Source organism: Haloferax profundi (assembly GCF_001469865.1).
In the GTDB taxonomy this organism is placed as follows: domain Archaea; phylum Halobacteriota; class Halobacteria; order Halobacteriales; family Haloferacaceae; genus Haloferax; species Haloferax profundi.
The window spans coordinates 1-361 of sequence record NZ_LOPV01000111.1; the positions used below are offsets into that span (position 1 = coordinate 1).

Annotated in this window: 1 pseudogene; it reads right to left on the minus strand. The window is 56.5% G+C overall.

Going from position 1 to position 361, the window contains the following annotated elements:
* A pseudogene (locus AUR66_RS21810) lies at positions 1-361 on the minus strand (DNA-binding protein); the annotation flags it as partial.

Sequence of the window (361 nt, forward strand, 5' to 3'; positions counted from 1 at the left end):
TCATCGGGGTCGGCCCACCGATTCACACATCCGGCACGCTTCTTGAACTCTCTCGTTGCTTCGATGCTCATCTGTTCTGCCACAGTCGCCGTCCGCTCCTCCCGGTTCGACGTCTGTCTCCGGTCCCACCGGGTTTTCGTCTGTTCAATCTCCCACTCACGCGCTTCCATCCGCTCTTCTTCCGCGAGGGTCAGTCCTCGACCAACCGCTTCCGGATTGTTCAGGTCGACTTTGGCTTGGATTTCGAGTTCAACCGTGGCTCGGAACTCAGGCGTCTCATCAACCACGTCGTCGACGACTGCTCGGGGGAGTTCGTAGTGCGAAACTTCATTACCGATTTGCTTCTTAGTACTCATTGTAG